Genomic DNA, 23,572 nt, shown 5'->3' on the forward strand with positions numbered 1-23,572 from the left:
AAAACCGGACATAAGTCCGCTATTTTTAAAATACATTACTGAGGAGTATTTATGACTGTTGGCATTATTATGGGTTCAAAATCAGATTGGCCAACCATGGAACATGCAGCACTTATGCTAGAGCATTTTGGCATTAAGTACGAAACCAAAGTCGTGTCTGCACACCGCACTCCTCAATTACTTGCTGATTACGCAAGTTCAGCCGCAGAACGTGGTATTAAAGTTATTATTGCTGGTGCTGGCGGCGCAGCGCATTTACCTGGTATGGCGGCTGCTTTTACGTCGCTTCCCGTACTTGGCGTACCTGTAAAATCAAAAGCATTAAATGGTGTTGATTCACTTTTATCTATTTGCCAAATGCCTAAAGGCGTTGCAGTAGGTACGCTTGCAATTGGTGAGCCGGGCGCAGCAAACGCGGGTTTATTAGCTGCACAAATTTTAGGATGTCAAAATCCAGAAATTTTTGCAAAAATTGAAGCGTTTCGTAAAGCTCAAACCGACACTATATTAGCTAATCCAAACCCTGCAGAGTAATAATGAATATTTTAATATTAGGTGCAGGGCAACTTGCACGTATGATGAGCCTTGCAGGAGCGCCGCTTAATTTAAACGTTGTTTCGTACGATGTAGGCAGTAAACAAATTATGCACCCGCTAACCGGTGACATTTATAACACATCGCTTGAGCAAGCAATATCAAACGCTGATGCCATTACTGCCGAGTTTGAGCACATTCCTGATGACGTATTAACCCTTTGCTGTAACAGTAATAAGTTTTACCCAGGAAAAGCCGCTATTAAAACCGGTGGCGATCGCTCGCTTGAAAAGGCATTGCTTGATAAAACAAACGTAACTTGTGCGCCGTACCAATTAATTACTGAAAAAGCGCATTTAGAACTTGCCGTTAAAACACTAGGTAAACCACTTGTAATTAAAACATGCCAAGCGGGTTACGATGGAAAAGGCCAATGGCGTTTAAAATCGGATGATCAAATAGACGAAATTTGGTCACAAATGGCTGATTTTATTGCATCAGGCACCGAACTTGCGCCACATACGATTATTGCCGAAAAAATGATTCCGTTTGATCGTGAAGTATCTATTATTGGTGCACGCGACAAACACGGTAATGTTGCTATTTATCCGCTAACAGAAAACGAGCACACAAATGGTGTATTAACGCTTTCTATTGCCGGTAAAAATAATCAAAGTGTTGAAGCTCAAGCAAACGATGCATTTACAAAAATAGCAAACGAGCTTAACTACGTTGGCGTATTAGCAATTGAGTTTTTTGATGTAAGAGGCACGTTACTCGTTAACGAAATTGCACCGCGTGTACATAACTCAGGCCACTGGACGCAACAAGGCTGCCATTGCTCACAGTTTGAAAACCACATGCGTGCTGTTGCAGGTTTGCCGCTTGGTAATACAGAGCTTAAACACATTACTGCGATGATAAACGTATTAGGCCAACCAAGTATTCCAAGTGAAGTATTAAAAACGGTTGATGTAACGAGCCATTGGTACGGTAAAACAGCTAAGCCAGGTCGTAAAATGGGCCATATTAATGTATCAGCTGTTAATATGAGTGAGCTTGCAGACAAACTTGGTGAACTTACAGAGTACCTACCAGAGCAAGATTATCCTGGTATTTTAAAAGCAGCTGCCAATTTAGTGCTCAGTGAATAGCTATCATACATTTATATAAATACCGGCTTAAGCCGGTATTTTTTTGTCATAAAAATGGGCTTTGAATATGTAATACTGTTAAAGTCTAATTTTAAATTTGTGAAGTAAAACAATGAAACTAAAAACAATATCTGGCGTGCTAGCCATTACTGCATTATTTAGCTTAAATACATTTGCATCGGAATCTCTTCGTGTTGCAACTTTTAATGTAAGTATGGATGCAACTAATCACACGCCTAAAGGTGAGCAAGTTAAAAGTGATGCTTTAGTTAATGCACTTAAAGCTAACCACCAGCAAATTAAGAACATAGCGGAAATTATTCAGCGTGTTCGCCCTGATATTATTTTACTTAACGAATTTGATTACATCCCAAAAGAGCAAGGCATTGAATACTTTAATCAGCATTATTTAAATGTAGGTCAGCAAAAACAAGCCGCTATTAACTACCCTTACTCTTATATTGCACCTGTAAATACAGGCCTAGCTACCGAGTTTGATTTAGATAACGATGGCAAAAAAAATGGCGTGATGGGCGATGCACAAGGCTTTGGCTTTTTTGAAGGGCATTATGGTATGGCTATTTTGTCAAAATACCCAATTAATTTTGATAAAGTAAGAACCCTTCAAACCTTTAAATATAAAGACATGCCAAATGCACAAATGCCTGTAATGCCTAAAACAGGTGAAAACTGGTATAACGCACAAGAATGGCAAGCACTTAGACTCAGTTCTAAATCGTTTTGGGATTTACCTATTAGCGTAAATGATAAAACAATTCATGTAATTGCATCTCACCCAACACCGCCTGTATTTGACGGTGAAGAGGATAGAAACGGCAAGCGTAACCACGATGAAGTAAGGTTAATAGCCGATTACGTTTCAAATGCTAAGTATATTTACGACGATAAAGGCGAAAAAGGCGGTTTAAAAGCTCACTCTCGTTTTGTTATTTTAGGCGATTTAAACGCAGCCCCTGAGGGGGACAAAGCCCGTACAAATACTACCGACCAATTACTTAAAAACCCACTTATCAATGCAAGCTTTGTTCCAAAAAGTGAAGGTGCTAAAGAGCAGTATGATGTGCCTTATGCACAAAATTACAGTGCTAATTGGCAAGCCCGTGTTGATTACGTTTTACCGTCAAACTATGGCTTAAAAATTAAGAACGGTGGGGTGTTTTGGCCAACTAAAACCAGTAATGAATATCGTTTAATTAAAGATAGAAACGCATCGAGCGATCACCGCATGGTGTGGCTTGATTTAGAAATTGAATAACGTCTATTACAATTAGTAACTGAGCTTTACCCTGTTTAATGGCTATTTGTCTTAAATAATTGCAATAGCTTGAGTGCTTCTGCTTAAATACGGCCTAATTATAATAACCGTATAGAAGCACTATGATTTTTAATTTTTCTTCATCTAAAACGTTAGTGGCCTTAGCTGTTGCCTCAAGTGTTATGCTTGTAGGCTGTAGCGCTACCGCTAACACCTCTTCAACACAGCAAAGTGCTTTACCAGCAAGTAAGGTTGCTGCGGTTGTAAACACGCCAACAGATATCGGCTCACAAAAAATAACGCTAGAACAAGCAATGGCCGATCATGATTGGATGGGCAATCAGCCAGAGCGTGCTTACTGGGCTAGCGATTCTGCTACTATTATTTATGCTCAAAAAGAGCAAGGTAATACACTACGCAATTTATTTAGCCAATCTGTTAACAGCCAAACAGCAGAGCAGGTAGCGCTTAATAAACTTCATACTGTGGGTTCAAATAAAGCCGTTTATTCTAAAAATAAAACAATGGCGGCTTACACATTTAAAGGCAATGTGTTTGTTAAAAACCTAAAAACCGGTGAACTTAAGCAAATTACAGCGACATCAGCAAGCGAGTCTAAACCACAATTTTTAAATAACGGCGATTTAGTTTACCGCCAAGGCAATGTTTTTTTTAAAGTTGATTTAAAAACAGGCTTAACCAATGAACTTGCTAACTTAAAACTTGCTGATAAGCCAAAAGGGATTGAAGAGCCAAGCACGTATATTGCTAAAGAGCAGCATAAATTGATTAAATTTGTGGCGCTTCAACAAAAAAATAAAAAAGATCAGCAAGCACGTAATGAGCAAATTAATGAACAAAACGATTCAATTGCTAGCACGGCTTACTACTTAGGTGACGGTAATAAAGTTGCAGAAGCACAGCTTTCGCCAAATGGTGATGCGCTATTAGTCGTTGTACAAAAGCAAACAGATTGGCGCGGTGATGGCGATATTATGCCAAATTACATCACTAATGATGCAACCATTGAGCCTAAAAAAGCACGCCGACGTGTAGCAGATGCTAAAGAAGAAACCTCAAAGCTTGTCTACATCAATTTAACTAACAAAGAGCAAACTTCACTTAGCTTTAATACTTTACCGGGCTTTGACGAAGATGTTTTAGCCGCAGTGAAAAAAGAAAATTATGCACGTGATGGTAAAACATATAAGTCTAAAAAGGCGCCTCGTGGCATTAACCTTATTATGGACTGGGGTTTTGAGCAAAGCCCAATAGTATGGAACGATGACGGCTCGCAAGTGGCTATCATGCTCGAAGCATGGGACAACAAAGACCGTTGGCTTGCGACTGTAGATTTTAAAAACAACAAACTTGTGTCGCAACATCGCCTACATGACGATGCATGGATTGCTTACGCGTTTAACGACTTTGGTTGGTTAAATAACTCGAGCACGCTTTATTACCTATCGGAAGAGTCGGGTTACAGCCAGCTTTATAAAAAACCAGTTAATGGTAGTGCAACCGCGCTAACACAAGGCCAATTTGAGGTTTCTAACTTAACGCTTACCAGTGACAACAGCGCAATTTATTATAAAGCGAATGTTGAACACCCAGGTCTGTACGAAATTTACCGTGTTAACCCGCAAACTGGTAAGAGTGAGCAAGTTACTGACTTAAACGGCATGACCGATTACACGTTGAGCCCAGATGAAACTAAGTTACTCCTTAAGCACTCTACAATTACCATGCCTAATGAGCTTTATGTAGCTGACGCACAAGCCAATACAAAAGCAACGCGCTTAACCCATACAGTGTCGGATGAGTTTTTAGCTAAAAAGCTAACTGCACCTAAAATTGTTGCCGTGCCATCTAGCCATACCGAACAACCAATATACGCAAAAGTGTACTACCCAGCTGATTACGTTGAAGGTGAAGTAGGTAAAAACCGCAAAGCGGTTATTTTTAACCACGGCGCGGGTTACTTACAAAACTCACATATGGGATTTTCGGTTTATTTTCGTGAATTTATGTTTCATTCATTGCTCGCTGATGAAGGTTACATAGTAATGGATATGGATTACCGCGCATCTAAAGGTTATGGGCGTGATTGGCGCACCGCAATTTATCGTCAAATGGGAACGCCTGAAACACAAGATTTAGCCGATGGCGTTAAATGGATGGCGCAAAATGCCAACGTTGATACCAAAGCAGTCGGCACTTATGGTGGCTCTTACGGCGGCTTTATGACCTTTATGGCATTGTTTACCGCGCCTGAGTTGTTTCAATCGGGTGCGGCACTTAGACCTGTTACCGATTGGGCACATTACAATACAGGTTATACAGCTAATATATTAAACCATCCTGATGTTGACCCGATTGCGTATGAGCGCAGCTCGCCAATTTATTACGCTGAGGGCTTAAACAAACGTTTATTAATTAATGCCCCAATGGTTGACGATAACGTGTTTTTTCAAGACTCAGTGCGTTTAGTACAGCGCTTAATAGAGCTTGAAAAACAAAACTTTGAAACAGCTATATTCCCTGTTGAACCGCATGGCTTTGTACAGCCTTCAAGCTGGTTAGACGAATACCGCCGTATTCATAAATTATTTAAAGAAACGCTTTAAGCTTTAATTATAAAAACAAAAACGCCGCATTGGTTTAGTTAACTAATGCGGCGTTTTTATTGGGTTAAACAAAATCTAACTTTATTTTTTCTTTTTAAAGAGCTCTATAACCAGTGGTATGGCAAGAAGAGTCCCGCCAATTACACCAATTAAATGTGCATCAATAGCCACAGTGGAGTTAATAAGCTTTCCTATATCAGCATTAGGGCCGCTAAATTGCTCAAACGCTATTTTAATCCATACGCCTATAAATAATAAATAACCCGACTTAAGCCCTACGGTTATATCTTTAACTGCGCCCCAAATAATTACACCATGCAGTAGAGCACTTAATCCGGTGTAAATATGTATGTTTGGGCAAAACCAATAAACACCGAGTCCACACCACAGTGCTAGCGAAATTACATTAAAAGCGTAGCGAGTAGGGGATGTGTATTCGCCATGTAGTAACCATATTAGTAAAACACCACTGGCATTTAATCCCAAATGAGCCCAATTAGCATGAACAAATTGGCTAGAAAAAATTCGCCACAGTTCGCCATCATCAATTAGGCTTCGGTTAAATTCAAGTAAACTATTTAAATCAAATGCAGCAAAAATGGTACTAAAAAGCAGCAAAATAATAGGCGGTAATATATAACGAGGTTGAATAGGTAAATTAAGCATTTTATTATATTTTTTTAGTCAAAATTTTTGCATATTGTGCCCGTTTAACTTTAAGATGCCAAATACAACTACGTAATTAAGTGTTTTTAGTATTTTTATGCATTTTAAACTTAACTCATTATTTGCCATTGGACTGTGCGCAGTATCACTGCCTTCATTTGCACAGCAAACAACTCAAATTGAAACTCGCGAACCTGAAGCTGCTACCGGATTAATCCATAAAAAAGTAGTGCAAGGTGATAAATACATGGTAGCTGCGGCAAATCCATATGCCTCAAAAGCCGGTCAACAAATTTTAGCCCAAGGCGGCAGTGCCGTAGATGCTGCGATTGCTACTCAACTAGTGCTTACTTTAGTTGAACCGCAATCCTCAGGTATTGGCGGTGGTACATTTATGATGTATTACAACAAAGCTAACAATAAATTGACTAGTTTTGATGGCCGCGAAACTGCACCTGCAAATGCAGACGAAACGCTGTTTTTAGATAAACACGGTAAAGCCGTTAAATGGATTGAAGCCGTAGTAGGTGGACGCTCTGTTGGTGTACCCGGTATTTTACATGCCTTTGCAAGCGCACATAAACAATACGGTACATTACCGTGGGAAGCGCTTTTTAAACCGGCTATTGAACTTGCAGAACAAGGATTTGTAGTTTCGCCGCGTTTACATGGCTTATTAGCCCGACAGTTAAACCCTGGCGTGTTGAGCATGCCAATTATTAACGAATACTTTTACCCAAATGGTAAATTAATTGAAGTGGGTAGTGTTAAAAAAAATCAACCTCTTGCTAATTTATACAAAGACATTGCAAAGCAGGGCATTGATGCATTTTACAAAGGCAAAAATGCTAAACAAATGGTTAATGCAGTACAACACTCTAAAATTGCCCCTGGTAAATTAAGCGTACAAGATTTAGCTGATTACAAAAGTAAAGAACGTGATGCGGTATGTATTCAATATCGTGCTTATAACGTGTGTTCTATGGCACCACCAAGTAGTGGCGGCGTAGCAGTACTACAAATGCTTGGCCTACTTGAGCATAAAGATATGAGCGCACTTAAGCCAAACGGCGAAAAGGCGATTCATTACTTTAGCCAAGCTTCGCGTATTGCATTTGCCGATCGCGATATGTACATGGGCGATCCCGATTTTACCCAAGTACCTACACAAGAGCTCTTAAACAAAGATTATATTGCCTCACGCGCTAAATTAATTACCGAAACAGACCAAAAAGCGGTAGCAGGTAATCCTGTAGGGTATTTAAGTTATGCAATGGATGATTCATACGAGTTACCTTCTACCTCACATGTATCTATTGTAGATAGTAAAGGTAATGCTGTGTCGATGACCAGTTCAATTGAAATGGCGTTTGGCTCTACAGTTATGGTTAATGGCTTTATTTTAAATAACCAACTAACTGACTTTTCGTTATCGCCACGTAAAAATGGCAAGCTTGTAGCAAACCGTGTAGAGGCTGGTAAACGCCCGCGTAGCTCTATGTCACCGGTAATGGTATTTAATAAAGATGGCAGCTTACGCTTAATTGTAGGCTCACCTGGTGGTAGCCGTATCATCGATTACGTTGCACAAGTTGTTGTGGGTGTTATTGACTGGAATTTATCAGCGCAAGACGCTATTAACTTACCACGTACAACAAATCGTAACGATTACACCAGCCTTGAAAAAGGCACTGCCATCGAAGCCATTGCGCCTGCACTTACCAAGCGCGGCCACAATGTGCGTATTATTGATTTAAACTCAGGCTTACACGCAGTTGAAGTTAAAAATAATACCTTATATGGTGGCGCTGATCCGCGCCGTGAAGGTGTTGCGTTATCTGATTTAACTGATAATAACGCCACTATCAAATTTTAAATTATGTATAATATGCATGCGGGCAGTGAAGCCCGCATGTATTTTCTCTCAATGGTCTGACTAGCTTAATTGTCGTTGCAATTAAACCTCTAACACTGATAATGACAGATCATAACTTAAGAATCCGTTAAAGCCTGGAAATATGACAACTAATACTGATCCTAACTACTTATATATTCATCATTCTGGCCCTGGCCTAATTGAAACACCGCTATTAAATAAAGGCAGCGCCTTTAGTAAAAAAGAACGCGAAAATTTCAATCTTGCTGGTTTACTTCCTCCTCGCTTTGAAACAATAGAAGAGCAAGTTGAGCGTTGTTATCAGCAGTATTCTAGCTTTACCGACAACCTTAATAAGCATATTTACTTACGTGCGATTCAAGATAACAACGAAACACTTTACTACCGTTTAGTGCGTGACCACCTTGAAGAAATGATGCCAATCATTTACACACCGACAGTGGGCGATGCTTGTGAAAAATTCTCAGACATTTATCGCAGCGCACGTGGTTTATTTATTTCGTATGAAGATCGCTACCAAATTGACGACATTTTACGCAACGCTACCAAAGGTAAAGTAAAAGTTATTGTTGTAACCGATGGCGAGCGTATTTTAGGCCTTGGCGATCAGGGTATTGGTGGCATGGGTATCCCAATTGGTAAATTGTCGCTTTACACAGCGTGTGGTGGTATAAGCCCAGCATACACATTGCCTGTAATGCTTGATGTGGGTACTAATAACGAAAAACTTTTAAACGATCCTATGTACATGGGCGCACGCCATAAGCGTATTGCTCAAGACGAATACGATGAGTTTTTAGATTTATTCATTAAAGCGGTTAAACGTCGCTGGCCAAATGTATTACTTCAGTTTGAAGATTTTGCACAGCCAAATGCAATGCCATTACTTAAGCGCTACCGCAATGAAATTTGTAGCTTTAACGATGACATTCAAGGTACTGCGGCTGTAACGGTCGGTTCTTTACTTGCTGCGTGTCGTGTTAAAAATTCAACCCTAAGCCAGCAAAAAGTAGTTTTTGTGGGTGCAGGCTCTGCTGGTTGTGGTATTGCTGAGCAAATTATTAGCCAAATGGTTTTTGAAGGTATTTCAGAAGCACAAGCGCGTAGCCAAGTATTTATGGTTGACCGTTTTGGTTTGCTTAGTGAGGGTATGGAAGGCTTACGCGATTTCCAACAAGCACTTGCACAACCTACAGGCTCGTTAAGTGATTGGACGTACAGCGGCGAGTACGCATCACTGCTTGATGTTATGCACTGTGCTGAGCCTGACATTTTGATTGGTGTTTCTGGTCAACCTGGCTTATTTACAGAACAAGTAATACGCGCTATGCATGCCGGTTGTGAACAGCCAATTATTTTCCCATTAAGTAATCCATCTAAGCAAGTAGAAGCGAATCCTGCTGATGTGATTAAGTGGACTGACGGTAAAGCACTTGTTGCCACAGGTAGCCCATTTGATCCTGTTGAGTACAATGGCGAGATATTCCCAATCCCACAATGTAACAACAGTTATATTTTCCCGGGTATTGGTTTAGGTGTTATTGCCGCTAAAGCGACACGCATTACAGATGCAATGTTAAGTGTATCTAGCGAAATGCTTGCAGAGTCGTCGCCGCGTGCAAACACAGGTAAAGGTAGTTTATTACCAGCCTTGACTGAAATTGAAACGCTAAGTAAACGTATTGCATTTGCCATCGCTAAAAAGGCAATCGAAGAAGGCGTTGCTCTTGAGATTACGGATGATGCATTATGGGCAGCAATCGACAAAAATTACTGGTTACCAAAATACCGTAACTATAAACGTTGTAGTGTTTAATTAGGTTTATAAGTAATTAAAAGTAAATGGCGTAATAGCATTAGTTACAACGCTTAACAAAAAACAGGCAATTGCCTGTTTTTTTGTGCTTGTTCATATTTAATTAACCACGTACGGTGTTTACTTGCTTTTACATAATTAAAGGATCGACTTAATGAAAACACTGACTTTTGTTTTAGGTAGTGCACTGGCTTTAAACGTACTTAGCTTTGATGCACTTGCGGCAGCGACTCCCGATGCTCCTCATATTTATGTTAAGGGCGAAGCGACTCTTACTACAATGCCAGATTACGTACAGCTAAGTGTAGGTATTACCGAAGTTGATAAAGACTTAATTGCTGCTAAAAATAAAACCGACTTAACTATCGCCAAGGCAATTAAGCTCGTAAAAAAGATTGGTGTTAAAGAGGGAGATATAAACGCAGGGCAAATTTCAATAAACCGTGATAGCCAATACAACCGCACTACCGGTAATCAAGAATTTAAAGGCTTTAAGGTTTCTCGTACGTTAACAGTAAAACTCAGCGATATAAATAAATACCCTGAGTTACTACAAAGCTTAGTTAACAACGGTATTAACGAAATTAATCAAACGCAATTTTTAGCAAGCAACTACAACGAGCTGCATAAAAAAGCGCAAAAGTTAGCAATTAAAGACGCACGTGACGCAGCAAAAGAGTTTAGTGACGAATATGGCGTTGACTTAAAAGGATTATACAGCGCGTCACTAAGTCCACTCAATGTGCAGTCGCAGCCTTATATGCGCGCAGAAAAAGTAATGATGGCTGATAGCGCACCAAGTAACTATGTACCTGATGCCTACCATTCTGGAGAGGTTAAAGTAACAGCGTCAAGCTACGCTGTTTACTACATAGATTAAACTTTATTTTTGGTGGTGCTCAAAACGTGCCACCAACTTCTCACCTTGCTCTTGGCTGATACGCGCTATAGAGTTGAGCATATTAGTCACTTCGCGTCTGTCGTATTCATTAGTTACATGTTCATTGATGTCATCAACAATCGCATTTAAATAATTAAATAAACTGTTTCGTGCATCGGTATCTTTATGGGCTACAAACAAAATATTTTTGAATGCCTCAAGCACGTTTGTCATTACGTATGCATCGCCTTTGGCGTAATTACGCAGCGGTGTAAAGTTGTCATGTAATAACTCATCAAAGCTTGTTTCATGAAGGTACAACAATGGGGCATTATCACTGTGCTTAAACGAGTAGTTAATATCGTTAATTGAAAGTCGTTGAATAAGTAAAATACTCAGCATATCAATTGATTTAACTGCAGTACCGGGATCGTTTATTCCTGGGCTCATTGCCTTAACTGCAATTTCTGATATTTGCGTTAATCCATAACGGTAATGATCGCTAATGTACTCTTCTATATAAAAAATAAAGCAGTCGAGAATTTTATTAATCAGCTCTTCATCGTTTGCTATCTCTTTATTACATTTTAAAAACGGGTAACCTTTAACTGTAAAATAGCCTTGGTTTACAGATATATACACCTTTATATCTTGCTCAGCCAAAATAGCACACAGCTTATCGGTATGTACGCCTTTATAATATCCTTCTGTTTTACTGTTAACCGAATGCCATTTGCTAAAGTCTGGAAAGTCCTCAACTGGGTTCTCTTGTTGTCTTTGTATTATTGTTTTAATTTCGTTTTTAGTTTGGCTAAACAAGCCATTTAACACGTTATCAACTTGAATAGCACGTGAGATTGAGTGTATAAAAAATACAAACAAACCTAATGAAATCAATCCAAAAACAAGTGCAAACAACACACCTATTGAAGGAATTGCCGTACTGCCACCATCAAGCTTATTAATATTTATAAGCATAATAATAGAGTAAATTATGCTGCCTAAATAAAACCCCAAAACCATTTGGTGTGATTTGCGCGTAATAAGCCCAGGCACTACGCGGGGCGATAAACTCGCGCTGGCTGAATTTAAAACCACCATTACCATCGAAAAACTAAACACAGTAAGCGAAATAATACTGCCAGCTAAAGTGCTTAAAATAGTACGCGCGTTTTCGGCGCTATCAACAAGTACAACCGATATAAACGATTTTAGCTGTTCAATAGGGGCTAAATATTCAACCGACATAGTTATAATGGCAAATACTAAAAAGCCCACTGAAAGCATCGAAGGGTAAAAGCCAATACTGTTAATCATTTCACGGTAACTGTCGGCTACTTTGCGAGGTACAAACATAAAATCCTTATGTATTTTCTACTAACTTAATACCTCTAGCTTAGCATAGGCAATTATTAAACTTCTGATAATGCTGCTCAAATTTATGTGTTATTATCACGCCCACAATAATAGAGCGCATATTTATGCGATAAAAATAACAGGAAAACGCCGTGATCATTTCAACTTATGCTGCATTACTCGCATTCTTTTACATTTATTTAAGCTTTAACGTAATAAAAGTGCGCCGTGCGGAGCAAATATCACTTGGTGATAACGGTAATGCAACGCTGCAACGTGCTGTGCGTGCCCACGCAAATTTTATGGAGTACGTGCCATTTGCTCTAATTTTGCTTTTTTTAGCAGAGTACCAAGGGCTTGCTAGCCATTACTGCCATATATTAGGTGGTGCGTTATTAGTAGGGCGTGTGTTTCAAAATTTAGGCATAGTAGAAAAAAGCCTAAAATACCGCCAAATAGGTACTATTACTACATTTTTAGTCATGATTATCAGCGCCTTTGTATTACTAGTAACACGCGGTTAATTAAAGAAAAGTTAATGAGCAAAATATTTATAATAGGTTTACCGCGTACAGGCACAACCAGTGTGTGCCATGCATTTTTAGAGCTTGGCATTACAACAGCGCATACCGCGTATACTAATGCCTGTTTTGAAAATGCCAGCGCGATTGCCGACACTCCCATATTTAACGATTTTAAAGCGCTTGATATTCATTATCCTGACTCTAAGTTTATTTATTTAGAGCGCGAACTTGGTTCATGGCTGCCATCAATAAAGCAGCTTTTAACGCGTATGCACACTAATTTAACGCGCGGCGACGGGGGCTTTAATATTCATATAAAACGCTGTTATTTAAACACATTTAGTGAGCTTTCGCTTAATAATATTAGCGACGACAGTTACTTAGCTCACTGCTATGAAACACATTTTAATGATGCTCAAACGTACTTTAAGAATCGTGACAACGATTTTTTATCCATTGATATAGCAAAGCCCGATAGCTACAAAAAACTATGCGATTTTTTAGCATTAAAAAGTGACAAAGCTGATTTTGAAAAAATGAATATGGGCGGTAAAGTCACCGCATGGAACGATATTAAACACCCGCTAAAAGTTGAATCCACCGCTAAAGGGCGCATAGATAAATTACTGCCTTACAAGATTTTTTAAAACAAATACGTTAAAATCCCCGCATTATTATTTAAGTTGTACAGAACATGTTTGAATTAAAATACCACACCCCATTTGAATGGACCGAAGTTGTCCTTGCTGACTTTAATACTTTTTTACAAGATCATGCCGCTGCAGAAAAAAAAGCATCGGGTATGGCTATGTCTATGCTTTCGCATTACCCAGACAAACGTAAATTAGTAAAAGCCATGACCGACTTAGCATTAGAAGAATTAATACACTTTAAACAAGTACTTAAGTTACTTTTAGAGCGCGATGTAAACTTAGGTGACGACAAAAAAGATCCGTACATAAAACACATACGTGCACTGTTTAGACATGGTCGTGATGGTTTTTTAATGGACCGATTACTGGTTGGCAGTGTAATTGAAGCACGTGGTCACGAGCGTTTTTCTTTAGTTGCACAAGCACTTCCTGAGGGTAAAGAAAAAGACTTTTATGTTGCGATTGCCAAGTCAGAAGAAAAACATAAAAACCTTTTTGTAGAGCTTGCTTACGAATACTTTGATAAAGAAGAAGTTGATACTCGCCTAGAAGAGTTACTTACAGCAGAAGCTAAAATCTGTGAAAGCATCCCATTTACAGCTGCTTTGCATTAACTAAAATTAGCGCAGAGCCTATTTTATTCGCTTTGCGCCACCTGCCTCTACTCTCATTTCTTGGTTAAACCCTTCATGAATTATTGATTTGCAATTTGCGAATCAAAATAATAAAACACACTTTCACACATCTTAATGCATTGATAATAAAGCTAAAAGCGTTTGGTCTCATACTTGCTATCTATACATTAAGCAAATTGAGGGAAAGGCTTATGTTAAAATTTACTTTTATACTATTACTAATATCTTTTAGCGCCGTAGGCAGTGAAAGTCATTTAGATTATATAGAAAAGGCAAATGGTGAGCGGGTACAAAAAGTATCACACTTAGTTAAATGGACACATACTCGCTTTGTGTTTACCCGTGATATTTCGCGTATAGCACTTGGCCACGAAACAACGCTTGATGTGAACGTGGTTAATGGTCGCGAGCTACTAATTTTAGCTAAAAAGTTGGGCCGTACATCTATGATGGTGTGGTACGACGATAAAAGCTCGGAAACATTTTTACTTGGTGTTACCGAAGACTATAGCGTACTGAAAAATGCCTTAAACGATATTCACCCTGACGTGCAGCTAACTATAGCCCCCGATCGCCATGCTGTTGTATTACGCGGTGAAGTACCTACTATAAATTATCGTCATGCCCCTTACGAGGCTGCAAAAAACTACCTATACGCCAGTAGCTCACAAGCATCACAACCCGTTAGTCGTTATAAATTAGCGTATATTAGTGGAACAGTAATGAGGTAAAACATGAAAAACACTATTGAAAATATGGCTGAAGTTATCGAGTTTAAAGTAACGCCAATAAATAAAACTAAACGACTGCTTTTAGTAGATGATGACTTGCTAATAGAAATAGTAATTAGAAAAATGCTTAACGAAGAAAATATTTTAATAGATTTCGCATCAAGTGCTATAGAGGCGCTACTTATGGTTTCTCAAAATATTTACGATATTATTTTAATGGATATAGTAATGCCGCAATTTACAGGCACCGACGCAATGCTAAAAATAAGAAAGCATGCTGACGCATCAGCAACAAAAATTATCGCTCATACATTTAGTGAAAACGAAAATAGTGATAACAAGTATGTGAAGCTTGGGTTTAACGGCCTGTTATTGAAGCCAGTTAAGCAAAGTGTATTAATAGAAAATATTAGATATTTTTTGGAATGATAAATTTAAATAGTAGGGCGGTTAACTATTTTTTATTTAGCCTAGAGCCCAAGTATTACAAGGGTTTGACTTTAAATTATTATAATTTTTGAATAACTAAAAAATACTCATCTTGGGATGGAATTTGCTTTATAAGGTTATATTCCAATTTTATAGTTCACGAAATATTATAATTTTTAAAGTTAACGAGGAGCAAGCATGAGCATAACACAGTGCGTTACAGTAGAAGGTCATCAAATTGCTTATCAAGAAATGGGACAAGGTACACTTTCATTATTGATACACGGTATTCCGACTAATAAATTTTTATGGCGAAATGTGATGCCAAACTTGCTTCAAAATATCGGGTAATAGCACCAGATTTACTTAACTTTGGTGAATCAGATATGCCAAGTAACACTGATGTATCTATAAATGGGCAATGTAGAATAATGTGTAAGTTTATAGAAGAGCTCGGTATTTCTAAAGTTAATATTGCTACACATGATATTGGTGGTGGTGTTGCTCAATTAATGGCTGTAAATCATCCGGATAAAGTAAACGGGTTGTTTTTACTTGATAGTGTATGTTTTGATTCTTGACCAATACCAGAATTTTAACCTTTACTAGAACCAGGCGTAGAAGAAAAAACATCTGTAGATGAATTTGTTGATACATTAAGAGATTTCATGCCCAAAGATGTTTACGACTCGAACGTAATGACTGAAGAGTTGATGAAAATATACTTAACACCATGGAGTAATGAAAAAGGAAAAGCCGCTTTATTTAGTAACATGCGCAGGCTCAATAAAGAATATACCGAAGCTATTACAGGCGATCTTAAAAGCTTACCTCATGAAACACTCATAATATGGGGTAAAGAAGACAAGTTTCAAAAGCCAAAGTATGCACCAATGTTAGAAGAAGTAATTCCAAATTCGTCATTGGTTTGGATAGATAAAGCCGCACATTGGGTTATTGATGAACATCCAGATAAAGTGTCTGAGCTTATTAGTGATTTTATGAATGATAAATTATTCTAGTGAATTACTAGGATAATTTAAATCTATTAATTTCAATATGTTAAGTTTGATTGTGTAAAGTAGCTAATAGGCAATCATTGTAATACCGCTTGATTATATTAATAACTAAGCGGTATTTTTATATGTTCAATAAGCTAATACCGTAAATGGGTAAGGCACTAACTATTAAGATAAGTAGGTTAATGCTTATTAAATAGTCAAAATATCGCGTTTATACGTTAATTAATGAAGGTGAGTAACTTAGTTATGTATTTATTTATGCTATTTAACATAATATAAATTATAGGTAGTTAATGTATATATAGAAAGAGCGCTTAAATGCGCCCTTACTATGTCCAATACTAGACGGTATCGGACATTAAGTGTTTTTATTACAATAACTAGTATTACTAATACAGATACTTTATTTATCAATTTGTTTAATCAATACTAAGTAAACGCTCAGCTGTATATTCGTTAGTAATTAATCCACTGATCATGTTTGACCTTACTGCGCCCAAAATGGCTAACACTTTTTCTTCACCAGCAGCTATCGCATAAATCTGTTTGTTAGCATTTGTTTTTAATTGCGTACTTGCTACACGCTGATTAACTGTGCAATCTAAAAGCTTACCGTTTTTATCAAACACCCAACTAATCATTTCACCAACAGCACCAAGATCTTGTAACTCTTTAAGTTCTTGCGCATCAATAAAACCATCTATATGTAATGGCGACTTTTCACCTAAGCTACCAATACCCACAAATGTTACATCGGCATCTTTAGCGAGTTTTAAATTACCGGTAATATTTTGTTGTGCGTGTAACTGTTCTTTTTCTTCAATGCTTCTTGGTAAAACTGGCAATGGCATTGGATAATGTTTTGCATTGGTGTGTTCGGCCATTCTTACTACAACATCATAAGGTGAAGCCGATCCATCCAAAGCCATATTACCTAGCATGGCTACAATTTTATGTTGCGGACAATCAACGGTTCTTAGCTCATCTACACATGAACGTAGAACTCGACCGGTTCCCATAGCAAGTACTTTGGGTTGTTCTGATTTTAAATGACGTTCTATTTCTGCCGCGCCAGCTTGAGCCAAACCTAATGTAGATGATGGTTCAGAGGGATCGCTCGGTACAACTTCACACGAATCTAACCCAAAACGGCTTTTTAATTTTTCTGCTAAATCCATACATTTGGCAATCGGGTGGTCAAGTCTAACTTTAATTAATCCTTGGCTAACAGATAATGCGACCATTCTTTGTGCAGATTGGCGAGATATATTTAGCTTTTTAGCAATTTCATCTTGTGTGTTACCGCCAACATAATATAACCACCCTGCTCTGGCTGCATCATCTAGCTTTCTAATTTCTGTATTTGATAGCTTTACCACGTAAACCTCTTAAAATAGAAGGAAAACTAAGTCCTTATTTTCATTAAATAATTTCAATTATATGTGCTGCTATATAAATTATTTTATTAATTTTGGAGTATCTATTTATAAATAACGTTTTTGTTATTTATAGTTGTAAATATACCATTCCTTAATAAAAAATACCTAGGTTTCATAGGATTATGTAATTAGAATTTAGTTAATAGCACCCTTATAAAGGTGCTATTTAAGGTAATTAAAAATTGGCTTTAGCGAATTGTTAAACCGCTATTATCAAACTTTAATACTTTATCAGCCGGTGCGCTTAGGTGAATACTGTCGCCATATTTTAACGGACAATCACCATCAGCTTTTACTGTTACGGTCCCTTTGCCTTCAATATTTATATGTAAAAAGCTCTCCGATCCTAAATGTTCAATTACACCTACAGTACCAGCCCACGTTCCTTGCTCACTAGAGAGTGTTATATGCTCTGGTCGTATACCAATACAACTAACATTCGCATCTTCATTTTGTGGAGCATCTATAAAATTCATTTTTGGAGAGCCAATAAAACCAGCTACAAATTTGTTTACTGGGTTTTTATAAAGCTCTAAAGGTGTTCCTACCTGTTCAATAATACCGGCATTAAATACCGCGATTCTATCTGCCATTGTCATAGCTTCAACCTGATCGTGCGTAACATAAATCATTGTTGTAGATAAACTTTTATGTAATTCAGATATTTCTAAACGCATATTTACACGTAGTGACGCATCAAGATTTGAAAGTGGTTCATCAAATAAAAATGCCGAAGGCTGACGTACAATTGCGCGCCCTATCGCTACACGCTGGCGCTGACCGCCCGATAATTGCCCAGGCTTTCGGTCTAAATAATCGGTCAAATTAAGTATTTTAGCGGCGTTAGCAATTTTACTTTCAATTTCTGCAGGGCTAACCTTGGCTCTTTTTAAAGGAAAAGCAATATTGTTACGCACTGTCATATGCGGATATAACGCATAGGATTGAAACACCATTGCCAAGCCTCTTTTTGCAGGCGGTGTTTTTGTAGCGTCAATGCCATCAATTTCTATATTACCACTGGTGGTATCTTCAAGACCTGCGATCATACGAAGTAATGTAGATTTACCACAGCCCGATGGACCGACAAAAACGATAAACTCACCGTCTTTAATTTCTAAGTCGAGCGGTTTAATTACGTTAACTTCATCAAAGTTTTTAGTGACTTGTTTTAGTGTGATGCTGCCCATGTGTATTCTCCTATTTTACTGCGCCGAAACTTAATCCACGCACTAATTGTTTTTGACTAAACCAACCAAGTATTAAAATTGGCACAATGGCCATGGCAGATGCTGCCGATAACTTAGCGTAAAATAACCCCTCAGGGCTTGAGTAACTGGCAATAAATGCCGTTAAAGGTGCAGCATTTGCAGCGGTTAAAATAAGTGTCCAAAAAGCTTCGTTCCACGACAAAATTACATTTAACAAGAGCGTTGAGGCTATACCCGGTAAGGCTATTGGTAATAAAACATGAAATATTTCTTCTCCAATTGTTGCGCCATCCATACGTGAAGCTTCAAGTATTTCGTTTGGTATTTCTCTAAAGTAGGTGTACAGCATCCATACCATTATTGGTAAGTTAATGAGTGTCATTACAATTACTAAACCTAATTTTGTATCGAGTAGCGCAAAGTCTCGAAACAATAAATAAATCGGAATAAGTACCCCTACTGCCGTAACATTTTGGTTGAAAGCATCCACATTAATAAATGCTTTGTTTTTTTAGTTTGTACAAAAGCCATAGACCAAGCTGCAGGTACAGCAATTTATAAACCCAGCAAACTTGAACCTAGCGATATAACTACAGAGTTCCAAAAATGGTTAAAGTATTGCGAACGTGACAGTACATCGCGGTAGTTTTCGAGTGTCCAATCGAATGCATATAAGCTTGGACTTGCTGAAATTGCTTCAGCTTCCGTTTTAAAGCTGGTGATTAACGTCCATAAAATTGGAAAGAAAATCATGCCGCTTATTGTACATGCAGCAATGGTATAAATTAGTTTGGAACGACGGCTATCTTTTATAGTCATAATTAACCCTCCAAGTTTTTGCCAATTAAGCGCATTAAAAATATAGCGACTATATTTGCAATAATAACTGCAACTATGCCCCCTGCCGAACCGCCACCTACATCAAATTGAAGTAGTGATTGCGTGTAAATTAAGTACGTTATATTGGTCGACGAATAACCAGGCCCACCGCTGGTTGTAACTAATATTTCGGCAAAAATTGACAGTAAAAATATAGTTTCGATTAAAATAACAGCGGTTACAGCGCGCGATAAGTGCGGCAAAACGATGTAAAAAAACTTACTAAATGGCCCAGCTCCGTCTAAATCAGCCGCTTCTAATTGTTCACGGTCTAATGATTGTATTGCTGTTAGCAGTATTAATGCTGCAAATGGTAACCACTGCCAAGACACAATTATGATGATTGAAAATAGCGGCATTTGAGCAAAAAAGTCGATAGGTTCAAAGCCAAATCGCGAAATGTGCAAATAAGCCATTAACTGGGTTCATTAGCATGTTTTACCATACTAATGCCGACACAGTTGGCATTACAAAAAATGGGGCTAGTACCATAATGCGAACGTAATCTCGTCCCCATATTGCTTGGTCTAGTAAAATAGCTAAGCCAATACCACCACAAATAGTGATAAGTAAAACCCCAGTTACTAGGTAAAGCGTGTTAAAAAATGATTCAAAAAAAGCCGGATCAGTTAGGAAAAATTCATAGTTTAAAAAGCCTACAAACTCTTTATCCCCTGGAACGAGTAAGTTGTAATCAATAAATGAGAAATACAGTGTCATACACAGCGGAACTATCATCCAAGCAAGTAATAAAATTACACTAGGAAGAAGCATAAACCGAGCAAGCGTGCGCGAGATAGTGTTTATAACTAACAAGTAAATAGAATTGACATAAAATATTGGGTAAGTTTGAGTACTTACCTGTACTAGCTCAGACTTGATCTGACAGTTACCCGCCCATTACATGCTATTTAGGATAGCGAGCTTTACGCATTGTTCGCTCAACGAGGTGCTGAGACGTACTAAGCGCTTGCTTAACAGTCATTTGGCCAGTTAATGCTGCTGAAAATTGTTGCCCAACAGCTGTACCAATTCCTTGAAACTCAGGAATAGCAACAAACTGAATACCTACATAAGGTACTGGTTTAACGGTCGGATTTTTAGGATCTGCAGATTGAATAGAATCTAAGGTAATTTGCGCAAACGGTGCTGCGTCCATGTACTTTTGATTACTGTAAAGTGATTTACGTGTACCTGGCGGTACTTTTGCCCAACCTTTTTTGTCGGCTACAAGTTGAGTGTATTCTTTAGATGTTGCCCAGCTAATAAATTTCATTGCGGCATCTGGTTTTTTGCTGCTTGCCGGTACGGCTAAAGTCCAAGACCATAACCAGTTACCGCGTTTACCTAGACCGTTATTTGGCGCAAGTGCAAACCCTACTTTATCGGCAACTTCTGAATCTTTTTTGTTAGTAACAAATGCGCCTGCAACGGTTGCATCAATCCAAATACCAAATTTTCCGGTTTGAAATAGTGCAAGGTTTTCATTAAAGCCGTTTCAGATGAACCCGCAGGACCAGATTCTTTCATCACATCGACATAATACTGAAGGGTATTTTCCCACTCTGGGGTATTAAACTGAGGTTTACAATTTTCATCAAACCAACGCGCACCAAACGAATTTGCCATGGATGTAATAAGCGCAACGTTTTCGCCCCAACCTGCTTTACCACGTAGACAAAGGCCATAAACACCTTCTTTTTTATCTGTCATCGCTTTAGCAGCTTTGCGTATAAAGTCCCATGTTGGGGCTTTAGGCATAGTTAGCCCTGCTTTTTCCATTAAGTCAGTGCGGTACATAACCATTGAACTTTCACCATAAAATGGTGCAGCATAAAGTTTGTCGTTAATCGTTAAACCGCTTCGAATTGCCGGAATTAAATCGTCTAAATCGTAGTTTTCACCTAAATTATCTAACTCTTTTATCCAATTTTGTTTGCCCCAAATTGGTACTTCATAAGTACCTATGGTCATAACATCGTATTGGCCGCCCTTTGTTGCTACATCGGTAGTGACACGTTGGCGAAGAATGTTTTCCTCTAGAGTGACCCATTTTAGATCTATATCAGGGTTTTTGCTGGTAAAGTCACTACTTAATTCTTTCATGGTGATCATGTCACCGTTATTAACAGTCGCTATTGTAATTGTTTCTTTTGCCGCAGCGCCCATGCTTATAAAGCCACACGCGAGCATAATTAATTTATTTTTCATCGGGTATTCCCCATACACGTTATGCTTTAACAAGTGCTATTAAATTTCAATCTATTGCCAATTCTATTTATGGCAGTTTTAACGCATAAAACTGCCCGCAAAGTGCCTTTATAGGTCCTTTGTTTAAATAGTTAGACTAGTTGGATAATGATTTAAAATTTAACAGATATTTCAGAAGTGAAGCCGTCAAATCCTTTACCGATTTGGCCGCCCGAATTAACACCTTCTTCTTGGTTAACATACTCAACTTTTAAAAGCGTTTTATCGTTAAACCAGTAACCTGCGGCTACTTGAATACGCTCTACTGTGTTGTCTGTTTGTTCAATTAAGTCGGAAGTGTTTTCGGCTTCTGCATAACGAGCCGCTACATATAGCTTTTTAGGAATAATATATTGTTGTGCTTCAAACACGAAGTACTCAACCGATGAGTCGCCTTCTATTACACTGTTTGAATCAAAAGTAGTGCCATTTTCATCAGCTATGCCGTTTGTACCAAAGTAGGTAATACCGGCAACTGCATTACCAGCGGCATCTGCAAATGTGTAGTCATCAGATGATTTACCAACCATAAAAATTAGACTAGTTTCGTCAGATGGTTGATAAGCTAAGTTAAGCTGGATGATTGATTGCTCAAGCCCTGGCATTGCGCCAACGTGAGTGTCACGCTCATTCGAAGGTGACGCTGAGAAATTATAGTTTTCACCATCGCCAAAGCGATAGTTTGTTGTGGTTACACCATTAAGACTTGCTACGCCATTTTCAAAACGTAACTGGTCGCCTTGATTCGCTTTTAATAAGTTTAAACCTGCTTTAAAGCCACCTTCAAATTCTAAAGTACCTTGAAGTCGGTAGTTATAACCTCTGTCTTCTTGAAATGCTTCACCGAAACTTGAAGTCGTAATGTGACCTGTAACATTATACGCACGTACTACACCACTATCGAAAGTTTCGCTGTAACTTAGCTGTGCACCGTTTTCTGCGGTTGCGTAATCGGTAATACCATTACCAATAAGTGCATTACTTTGGTTATCTGCGCCGTCTTGAAAACCTTTAAATTGGAAAGGCGACCCACCAATGTTACCTAAACGCAGTGTTAAATTTGCGTTTTCTTTTGGTGTGCCATAAAGGCCTAGTAAGTCAAATTCAACACCTGCAAAATCGTTGTGAAATGAAAAGTCACGATCTTCGCCACCAAAGTCATTAGGCTCTTCTGCAATATCTATATCGGCAGTAATGAATTCGTTAATATGAAATTTAAGCATTAGATTTGCTCTAATACGGCCAAATCCTGATTCTTGTTCTTCATCTTCTGGACGAAATGCACCGTCTTTAGCCTGAATTGACTGAAAGTTTTGCATTAGTAAAAAGTCTACGTCAACGCGATCTAAATATTCAGAAATATCAGCCTGTGCTGGAGCCGATGTAGCCATAGCTGCCGCTATGAGAGAAATTGCAAATTTAGTCTTTTTATTATTCAACATAATAAGCTCTTTATTTAGTGTGGTGTGTAATGCCAACTTTATTAAATTGCATTTTCATTTAATGAAATTGGTATTAATTCAGTGTGTATAGATGAGGCTGTCTGAGCAAAACATTAAATGGTTAATGAAACTGCATTTGTGAGCATAAGCC

General features: G+C 38.3%; 17 protein-coding genes and 4 pseudogenes. 13 read left to right on the top strand and 8 right to left on the bottom strand.

The annotated features are described in order from the left end of the window. Positions 1-51 precede the first annotated feature (51 nt). From purE to H5122_RS03485, 4 genes are all read left to right on the top strand, one after another. Complete coding sequence (gene purE / locus H5122_RS03470) at positions 52-534, top strand: 5-(carboxyamino)imidazole ribonucleotide mutase (RefSeq protein ID WP_002962540.1); 483 nt, start codon at positions 52-54, stop codon at positions 532-534. Positions 535-536: 2 nt separating this feature from the next. Beyond that, a complete protein-coding gene (locus tag H5122_RS03475; protein WP_182681289.1) occupies positions 537-1,688 on the top strand; it encodes a 5-(carboxyamino)imidazole ribonucleotide synthase in 1,152 nt (383 codons plus the stop codon). A gap of 112 nt (positions 1,689-1,800) precedes the next feature. Further along, on the top strand, positions 1,801-2,964 hold the full coding sequence (locus H5122_RS03480; RefSeq protein ID WP_182681290.1) for an endonuclease/exonuclease/phosphatase family protein: 1,164 nt from the start codon (positions 1,801-1,803) through the stop codon (positions 2,962-2,964). A 122-nt stretch (positions 2,965-3,086) separates the two neighbouring features. Then, complete coding sequence (locus H5122_RS03485; protein WP_182681291.1) at positions 3,087-5,591, top strand: prolyl oligopeptidase family serine peptidase; 2,505 nt, start codon at positions 3,087-3,089, stop codon at positions 5,589-5,591. 81 nt (positions 5,592-5,672) lie between these two features. Here the strand turns inward: H5122_RS03485 and rrtA are convergent, their stop codons facing one another. After that, positions 5,673-6,257 carry a rhombosortase gene (gene rrtA, locus H5122_RS03490; protein ID WP_182681292.1) on the bottom strand — a complete coding sequence of 195 codons (585 nt, stop codon included), beginning with the start codon at positions 6,255-6,257 and terminating at the stop codon, positions 5,673-5,675. Between the two features lie 97 nt (positions 6,258-6,354). Here rrtA and ggt point away from each other — a divergent pair, with 97 nt between their 5' ends. The 3 genes from ggt to H5122_RS03505 all read left to right on the top strand — a co-directional run bounded on the left by ggt (position 6,355) and on the right by H5122_RS03505 (position 10,850). Further along, positions 6,355-8,133, top strand: coding sequence for a gamma-glutamyltransferase (gene ggt, locus H5122_RS03495; protein WP_182681293.1), 1,779 nt, complete (start codon positions 6,355-6,357; stop codon positions 8,131-8,133). 142 nt (positions 8,134-8,275) lie between these two features. Beyond that, positions 8,276-9,970: an NAD-dependent malic enzyme gene (locus H5122_RS03500; RefSeq protein ID WP_182681294.1), complete on the top strand. Its 1,695-nt coding sequence runs from the start codon at positions 8,276-8,278 to the stop codon at positions 9,968-9,970. 154 nt (positions 9,971-10,124) lie between these two features. Then, entirely contained in the window at positions 10,125-10,850 is a 726-nt protein-coding gene (locus H5122_RS03505; RefSeq protein ID WP_182681295.1) for an SIMPL domain-containing protein, read from the top strand. A gap of 3 nt (positions 10,851-10,853) precedes the next feature. Here H5122_RS03505 and H5122_RS03510 read toward each other — a convergent pair whose 3' ends face one another. Beyond that, positions 10,854-12,206, bottom strand: coding sequence for a DUF2254 domain-containing protein (locus H5122_RS03510; protein WP_182681296.1), 1,353 nt, complete (start codon positions 12,204-12,206; stop codon positions 10,854-10,856). A gap of 152 nt (positions 12,207-12,358) precedes the next feature. Here H5122_RS03510 and H5122_RS03515 point away from each other — a divergent pair, with 152 nt between their 5' ends. From H5122_RS03515 to H5122_RS03540, 6 genes and pseudogenes are all read left to right on the top strand, one after another. Then, positions 12,359-12,730, top strand: coding sequence for an MAPEG family protein (locus H5122_RS03515; RefSeq protein WP_002962524.1), 372 nt, complete (start codon positions 12,359-12,361; stop codon positions 12,728-12,730). 14 nt (positions 12,731-12,744) lie between these two features. Next, the gene (locus H5122_RS03520) at positions 12,745-13,377 is read left to right on the top strand and encodes a sulfotransferase (protein WP_182674273.1); all 633 of its coding nucleotides are present in this window, start codon (positions 12,745-12,747) and stop codon (positions 13,375-13,377) included. A gap of 47 nt (positions 13,378-13,424) precedes the next feature. Continuing rightward, positions 13,425-13,997 carry a tRNA-(ms[2]io[6]A)-hydroxylase gene (locus tag H5122_RS03525; RefSeq protein WP_182681297.1) on the top strand — a complete coding sequence of 191 codons (573 nt, stop codon included), beginning with the start codon at positions 13,425-13,427 and terminating at the stop codon, positions 13,995-13,997. Between the two features lie 212 nt (positions 13,998-14,209). Beyond that, a complete protein-coding gene (locus tag H5122_RS03530; protein ID WP_259395730.1) occupies positions 14,210-14,749 on the top strand; it encodes a pilus assembly protein N-terminal domain-containing protein in 540 nt (179 codons plus the stop codon). A gap of 3 nt (positions 14,750-14,752) precedes the next feature. Next, complete coding sequence (locus H5122_RS03535; RefSeq protein ID WP_010552799.1) at positions 14,753-15,178, top strand: response regulator; 426 nt, start codon at positions 14,753-14,755, stop codon at positions 15,176-15,178. Between the two features lie 198 nt (positions 15,179-15,376). Next, a pseudogene (locus tag H5122_RS03540) lies at positions 15,377-16,200 on the top strand (alpha/beta fold hydrolase). A gap of 419 nt (positions 16,201-16,619) precedes the next feature. On the opposite strand, the gene H5122_RS03545 reads toward H5122_RS03540, so the two are convergent. From H5122_RS03545 to H5122_RS03570, 6 genes and pseudogenes are all read right to left on the bottom strand, one after another. Continuing rightward, a complete protein-coding gene (locus H5122_RS03545) occupies positions 16,620-17,579 on the bottom strand; it encodes a sugar-binding transcriptional regulator (protein ID WP_182674272.1) in 960 nt (319 codons plus the stop codon). Between the two features lie 248 nt (positions 17,580-17,827). Continuing rightward, positions 17,828-18,829 (bottom strand): ABC transporter ATP-binding protein, encoded by a 1,002-nt coding sequence (locus H5122_RS03550; RefSeq protein ID WP_182681298.1) that lies wholly within the window; start codon positions 18,827-18,829, stop codon positions 17,828-17,830. A gap of 10 nt (positions 18,830-18,839) precedes the next feature. Continuing rightward, a pseudogene (locus H5122_RS03555) lies at positions 18,840-19,669 on the bottom strand (carbohydrate ABC transporter permease). 2 nt (positions 19,670-19,671) lie between these two features. After that, a pseudogene (locus tag H5122_RS03560) lies at positions 19,672-20,503 on the bottom strand (carbohydrate ABC transporter permease). Positions 20,504-20,636: 133 nt separating this feature from the next. Beyond that, positions 20,637-21,940: pseudogene (locus tag H5122_RS03565) on the bottom strand (ABC transporter substrate-binding protein). A 152-nt stretch (positions 21,941-22,092) separates the two neighbouring features. Beyond that, on the bottom strand, positions 22,093-23,421 hold the full coding sequence (locus tag H5122_RS03570) for a hypothetical protein (protein ID WP_182681299.1): 1,329 nt from the start codon (positions 23,419-23,421) through the stop codon (positions 22,093-22,095). Positions 23,422-23,572: the final 151 nt, after the last annotated feature.

The sequence above is a fragment of the Pseudoalteromonas sp. SG43-8 genome, assembly GCF_014164245.1.
Lineage (GTDB): Bacteria > Pseudomonadota > Gammaproteobacteria > Enterobacterales > Alteromonadaceae > Pseudoalteromonas > Pseudoalteromonas distincta.